Source organism: Streptomyces sparsus, assembly GCF_054776295.1.
In genome coordinates this window covers 1-2,089 of record NZ_BAAHCA010000862.1, presented here as the reverse complement: position 1 = coordinate 2,089, position 2,089 = coordinate 1, and the positions used below count along the sequence as shown (strand labels likewise).

The window sequence follows — 2,089 nt, the reverse complement described above, 5'->3', positions numbered from 1 at the left end:
GGGGCGTGCAGGGGCATGATGGGTCGCCTCTCACTCGGGAGACACGGGGGTGCGCGGCGGGGCGCGGACGACGCTGTCGGCGGGCCGGGACTGCGCGGGCGGTCGGCGGACGTCGTCCGCCGGTGCTGACCGGCGTCGCGTCACAGCCTCGGAACCGAGTCTATACGACATTTGTTCCATTAGTTTTTCCGGTAGCCGTCGCCGGAGTTTCCGGCAAGGGGCAATCAGGACGGTTTGCCCACGCGATTACCGGCTACAAGTCGGAAGCGGGACGTGGACCTCGGATTCGGCTCCCGGCACGGAGGCCGGATCTCGTCGGTCAATCTCACGAGGACGGAGCCGCCACCGCGCCCCGCTCGGTATGCCTTCGGAATGTGCCGGGCGAAAGTCAGCAGCCAGCATACCGTCCGGTGCCCGCCGGTGGGAGTTATCGATCACACCGCGGGGCATCATCCCGGCACATCCACAGGAGGAGGGACCCAGCGATGGGGCAGAAGGTCGCGGTCGACGGGTTCGACCTGGCGGACCGCCGGCACTACCGGGACAAGCTCCACCAGTGCCTGGAGGGCCTCGGGCGACTCCTGGAGCAGCGGCGCTTCGACCGTCCCCGCAACCTCATGGGGCTGGAGATCGAGCTGAATCTCGCCGACGCCGACGGAATGCCGCGCATGATGAACGCGGAAGTCCTCCGCCGTATCGGGAGCCGGGATTTCCAGACCGAGCTCGGGCAGTTCAATCTGGAAGTGAATATTCTTCCGCACGAGCTGGGCGGCAGAGTTCTCGACCAGCTGGCGGAAGAGCTGCGCACCGGGTTGGCGTACGCGGACCGAAAAGCGCGAGAAGTGGACGCCGGCATCCTGATGATCGGAATCCTGCCCACCCTCACCGGTGAGGACCTGGTGTCCGCCAACCTCTCCGACGCCGACCGCTACACGCTGCTCAACGACCAGATCATGGCCGCCCGCGGGGAGGAGGTCGTGCTCGACATCGAGGGTGTGGAACGGTTGCGGTACGCGTCCGGCTCGATCGCCCCGGAAGCGGCCTGCACCTCGGTCCAGCTCCACCTCCAGGTCACGCCGTCGCGGTTCGCCGGTGTGTGGAACGCCGCGCAGGCGATCGCCGCCGTGCAGGTGGCGGTCGGGGCCAACTCGCCGTTCCTGTTCGGCCGCGAGCTGTGGCGGGAGTCGAGGGTCCCGCTGTTCCTGCAGTCCACCGACCCGCGACCGCCGGAGATGAGCGCCCAGGGCGTGCGTCCCCGCACCTGGTTCGGAGAACGCTGGATCGACTCCGCCTACGACCTGTTCGAGGAGAACGTGCGGTACTTCCCCGCGCTGCTCCCGGTGCGCGACAAGGAGGAGCCGCTGCCGCTGGTGGCGCAGGGCGGCGTGCCCTCGCTCGCCGAACTCGTGCTGCACAACGGCACGATCTACCGGTGGAACCGGCCCGTCTACGGGGTCGCCGACGGGGTGCCGCACCTGCGGGTGGAGAACCGCGTGCTGCCCGCCGGCCCCACGGTGGCCGACGTGCTCGCCAACACGGCCCTCTACTACGGCCTGGTGCGGGCGCTCGCCGACGAGTCGAGGCCGGTGTGGAAGCGGCTGCCGTTCGCCGTCGCCGAGGAGAACTTCCGGTCCGCCTGCCGGCACGGCATCGACGCCCGGCTCCAGTGGCCGCGGTCCGGCCGCGGCGGCGGGCTCATGACCCTGCCGGTGGACCGCCTGGTGCGGGAGGAACTGCTGCCGCTGGCCGCCGCCGGGCTGGACAAGTGGGGCATCGAGCCGGCGGACCGGGACCTCTACCTGGGCATCATCGAGGAGCGCTGCCGCCGCCGCACCAACGGTGCCACCTGGCAGGCGGCCTCCTACCACCGCGCCCGGGAGGGCGGCCTGGACCGCGACAAGGCCCTGGCCGCGGTCGTGCGGCGCTACAGCGAGCTGGTGAGGACGGAGGAGCCGGTGCACACCTGGCCCGCCGGTCCCTGACACCGCTACGGGCCCGGCCCGGCCCGCTCCCCGGCCCGGACCCGACGCACCTGCTGGATCTTCGGCACGTCCGGCTGTCCGCCGCGCGACCGCTGCCGCTCCGCCCG

1 protein-coding gene is annotated in these 2,089 nt (G+C 70.9%); it reads left to right on the top strand.

Annotated elements, in window-relative coordinates:
* Positions 1-485: 485 nt before the first annotated feature.
* Positions 486-1,982, top strand: a complete 1,497-nt coding sequence (locus ACYVE9_RS24255) for a glutamate--cysteine ligase (RefSeq protein ID WP_461030029.1) — start codon at positions 486-488, stop codon at positions 1,980-1,982.
* The last annotated feature ends 107 nt before the right edge of the window (positions 1,983-2,089 follow it).

Bases quoted from the DNA above. Each gene is read 5' to 3' on its own strand.
- ACYVE9_RS24255 (WP_461030029.1), top strand. From the start codon at position 486: ATGGGGCAGAAGGTCGCGGTCGACGGGTTCGACCTGGCGGACCGCCGG.